Annotated in this window: 2 protein-coding genes; both read left to right on the plus strand. The window is 49.1% G+C overall.

What is annotated here, in order from left to right; all coding sequences use genetic code 11:
• The first annotated feature begins 421 nt into the window (after positions 1-421).
• On the plus strand, positions 422-2320 hold the full coding sequence (gyrB, locus tag GX135_01715) for a DNA topoisomerase (ATP-hydrolyzing) subunit B (GenBank protein ID NLN84804.1): 1899 nt from the start codon (positions 422-424) through the stop codon (positions 2318-2320).
• A gap of 17 nt (positions 2321-2337) precedes the next feature.
• Positions 2338-4932 (plus strand): DNA gyrase subunit A, encoded by a 2595-nt coding sequence (gene gyrA, locus GX135_01720; GenBank protein NLN84805.1) that lies wholly within the window; start codon positions 2338-2340, stop codon positions 4930-4932.
• Positions 4933-4935: the final 3 nt, after the last annotated feature.

The following is a 4935-nucleotide window of genomic DNA, read 5'->3' on the forward strand; positions in this document are numbered from 1 at the left end:
TCTCAGACTGAGATTTTGGACGGAATGGCAATCAATGAGTTTTATTGCGCCAATGGTTTTAAGGGTTCAAACAGCTTGTTTGGGGGCTTTTTAATATTTTGGCTGCATATCTTGGGCTTAGCTTTCTTCTCCATGGTCACCTTGAGGATTTTTAGATAAGCAATAAAATCGCGTGTTTTGGGCATGAAAAGCCTGATTGGGGACAAAAAGTGGTTTGGTGATTTCTTTCCCTAAGATTGTTGAGCCCATAACTCATTGATAGATAAGCAGATAAAAACTTTAAAAAACTATCGATTGTTCTTGACAAAAAAGCCATATCTGTTTTTATGGCAATCAGATATGGATGTTATCGCTCTGAAGCTTGGGGAAACCGCTCAAGAGCGTCAATAAATAGCTTTATATTCTTAGGAGACAACACATTATGTCCAATAACAACTACAGTGCAAGTAACATCAAGGTGATGAAAGGCTTGGAAGCCGTTCGCAAACGTCCCGCCATGTATATTGGCGGCACCAGCGAGCGCGGCCTTCACCACTTGGTTTACGAGGTCGTGGATAACGCGATCGACGAAGCTTTAGCCGGATATTGCGATCAAATCAAGATTACCCTCACCGCTCAGGGCGAAGTGGAAGTTGATGACAATGGTCGCGGCATACCGGTTGATGAACACAAAGATGAAAAAATTCCCGCGTTGCAAGTGGTGATGACCGTTTTGCACGCCGGCGGGAAGTTCGACTCCGCCAGCTACAAGGTTTCCGGCGGACTTCATGGCGTGGGCGTTTCAGTGGTGGTGGCGCTTTCGGAATATCTGGAAGCCCGCGTCCATATCGATGGCAAACTTTATTATCAGCGCTATGAAAGAGGCTTGGTGGCGTCTGAACTCAAGGTTTTGGGCGATACCGACCGCACCGGTACGGTGATTCGCTTCAAGCCTGACCCCACCATTTTTGAGACGGTGGAATTCAGTTTCGACTATCTCACAACCCGCCTGCGTGAGCTGGCTTTCCTGAATCGCGGTGTTCGCATTGTTTTGAAAGATGAGCGCTCAGGCCGTGTTCACGATTTCAAATATGACGGCGGCATCGAAAGTTTTGTGGAATTTTTGAACCAAAACAAGAAACCTTTGGGAAGCAAACCCTTCTATGCCAAGTCGGAACGTGACGGCATGGAGTTTGAAATCGCGATTCAATATAATGAAGGATATCAGGAAAACATTTTCAGTTTCGCAAACAATATCAACACAACCGAGGGTGGAACCCACCTCAGCGGATTTAGAAGCGGTCTGACCCGTGCTGTGAACAGCTATATACGCAGCGCCGACCTGCTTAAGAACGAAAAAGTGAGCCCCTCCGGGGAAGATATTCGCGAGGGAATCACCGCCGTGATTAGCGTGAAACTGAGCAATCCGCAATTTGAGGGTCAGACCAAGACCAAGCTGCAAAACTCTGAAGTGGATGGCTTTGTGAACTCTGTGGTCTATGAAAAACTGACCACATATTTTGAGGAGCATCCCAGCGAAGCGAAAGCCATTACGCTGAAGAGTATTTTGGCGGCAAGGTCTCGCGAAGCCGCTCGCAAAGCGCGTGAACTCACCAGGCGCAAATCGGTGTTGGAAAGCGGTTCCCTGCCTGGAAAATTGGCGGACTGCACCATTACGGATCCAACTCAGACCGAGCTTTTCCTGGTTGAGGGAGATTCCGCTGGAGGCAGCGCCAAACAGGGACGCGACCGTGCTTTTCAGGCCATCCTGCCACTTTGGGGCAAGATGTTGAACACCGAAAAAGCCCGCGTGGACAGGGTTTTGAACAACGATAAAATCCAGCCCATCATTCTGGCCATTGGAGCCGGTGTGGGTCAGGATTTTGATGTGAGCAAGATTCGCTATGGCAGCGTTGTGATTATGGCTGACGCGGACGTGGACGGCGCTCATATCAGCACCCTGCTGTTGACTTTTTTCTACCGCTATATGAAGCCGCTGATTGAGTATGGTCATGTTTACATCGCCCGTCCGCCGCTGTTTTTGGTGCGCAAAGGCAAACAGAAAAAGTATGTTTTTTCCGAAGAAGAGCGGGATGAAGCCATTACCGATTTTGGTGATAAGGGCGTGATTGTCCAGCGTTACAAGGGTTTGGGTGAAATGAATCCGGATCAGCTCTGGGAGACCACGATGGACCCTGAAAACCGCACCATGATTTCGGTTAAAATGGATGACGCCATCGAAGCGGACAGGATGTTCACAGTTTTGATGGGTGACGAGGTGGAACCCCGCCGCGAATTCATCCAAGCGAACGCGAAATTTGTTCGGAACCTGGATATTTAAGGAAGCTGGAGCTAAAAATGGACGATAAAACAAAAATTCTCAATGTACAAATAGAAGACCATCTGCGGCAGGCATATCTGGATTATTCCATGAGCGTGATTGTGGCACGCGCGCTGCCTGATATCCGCGACGGATTGAAACCTTCACAAAGACGCATCATTTACGCGATGAGCGAACTGAACCTTTCACCGGGCGGGCATTTCCGTAAATGCGCAAAAATCGCGGGTGATACCTCTGGAAACTACCATCCACACGGTGAGCAGGTGGTTTATCCCACACTTGTGAGATTGGCTCAGCCCTGGAATATGCGCTACCCATTGGTGGACGGGCAGGGAAACTTTGGTTCCATCGATGGTGACCCACCCGCGGCAATGCGTTACACTGAAGCCCGGATGCAAAAAGTTACCATGGAAATGCTGGAAGAGCTGGACAAAGATACAGTTGATTTCAAAGGAAACTATGACGATACGCGCAAAGAGCCGGAAGTTTTTCCAGCCCGTATTCCCAACCTTTTGGTAAACGGTTCTTCCGGAATCGCGGTGGGAATGGCAACAAATATGCCGCCCCACAATTTGGCCGAGGTTTGCAACGCCGTGATTGCCGTCATCGACAATCCGGAACTGGAAATATCTGAACTGCGGCAATATATCAAGGGTCCGGATTTTCCTTCCGGTGGCTTTGTTCTGGGTTTGGATGGTGTGAACGACTATTTCCAAACCGGGCGCGGCAGGGTTCTCATTCGTGGCGAAGCCGAGATCGAAGTTGGCAAAAACGAGCAGGAATCCATCATCGTGCGCTCAATTCCATATCAAGTGACCAAAACCGCGCTAATCGAACGGATTGTGGATTTGGTGAAGGAAAAGAGAATTGATGGCATCAGCGATGTTCGCGACGAATCCGGCCGCGACGGAATGCGGCTTGTGATTCAGGTGAAACGTGGCCATGACGGCAACACAGTTTTGAACCACCTTTATAAATATACCCAGTTGCAAACAACCTTCGGCGTGATCAACCTTTGCCTGATTGACGGCGTACCTCAGGTTATGAACATGAAGGAAATGCTGGAAAACTTCATCCAATTCCGCCATGATGTGGTTTTGCGCCGGACACTTTTTGAACTGAGAAACGCTGAAGCCAGGCTGCATATCCTGGAAGGGTTGAAGATTGCTTTGGACAATCTGGACGAAGTGATTGCCACCATCCGTGCATCGCAAACCCCGCTGGAAGCAAACGAAAGCCTGCAAGAGAAATTCGGGCTTTCAGAGATTCAAGCCAAAGCCATTTTGGATATGCGTTTACAGCGCCTGACCGGATTGGAAAGGGAGAAAATCGAAGCCGAATATCAGGAGCTTTTGCAAGTGATTGCCAGGCTGCGCGAGCTGGTTGAACACAAGGAATTGCGCATGGATCTGGTGAAAGAAGAAGTGAAAGAGATTCGTGATAAATATACCGATGCCCGCAGAACCACCATTTTGGAACATTACAGCGGTTCGCTGCGTCCGGAAGATATGGTTGCAGACGAGTTGGTGGTGGTCACCATCACCCACGACGGCTATGTAAAACGCCTGCCAGTGGACACATATCGCGTTCAAGCCCGTGGTGGACGCGGCCTCACAGGCACCAACCTGAAAGAAGAAGATATCATTCAATATATCTTTGTGGCTTCCACGCATTCCTATTTGCTGCTGTTTACAGATCACGGTAGATGCCACTGGCTCAAGGTTTTCGAGATTCCCGAAGCGGGACGCACAGCGCGCGGAAAAGCTGTGGTGAACCTGGTTCAATTCCAGGATAAGGAAAAGATTAAGGCCTTTGTGACCCTGCGTGATTTTGATTCCCAGAGAAACATTGTGATGTGCACCCGCGGCGGAACCATCAAAAAGACAGCTTTGTCCGCGTTCAGCCGTCCCCGCAGCACTGGTATTTTGGCGATTAGATTGATGCCGGGAGATGAATTGATTGACGCGCGCATCTCCGAGGGAAATGATGACATCATTCTGGCGACAAAAAACGGCTACGCCAACCGGTTCAGCGAACAGGATTTCCGAGCCACAGCCCGCTTCACCAAAGGTGTGCGTGGTATCAGGCTGCGTGAGGAAGACTATGTGATTTCCATGGCAATCATTTCGCAGGATGATATGATTAAGAATGGAAACGAAGGTGGTAAGACCGTTTTGGCAATCAGCGAAAATGGTTATGGAAAACGAACCTCGACTTCCGCGTATCCCACCACCAGGCGCGGCAGCAAGGGTGTGATCACACTGAAAACCAGCAAGCGGAATGGACATTTGGCTTCGCTGAAAAACGTGGATGATAGCGATGATCTGATGATTGTGACCCGTGAGGGAATGATTATCCGCCAGAAGGTGAGCGAGATTACTGTTATCAGCCGCAACACCCAGGGCGTGAAGCTTATCAACCTGCGGGAAGATGACAAAGTGCGTGATATCACCGTCATTCCGCACGATCCGGATGATGAAGAACTGGACAAGGAAGTGGAAAAAATCAAGAAAAGTGCTGATAAGCCGCTTCCACCGCCGGATGACGACGATGAAGACTTGGATATCGATATTCCAGAAGAAGAAGACGATATCGAATCCGATGAAGAATAAAAA

The sequence above is a fragment of the Candidatus Cloacimonadota bacterium genome (assembly GCA_012522635.1).
Lineage (GTDB): Bacteria > Cloacimonadota > Cloacimonadia > Cloacimonadales > Cloacimonadaceae > Syntrophosphaera.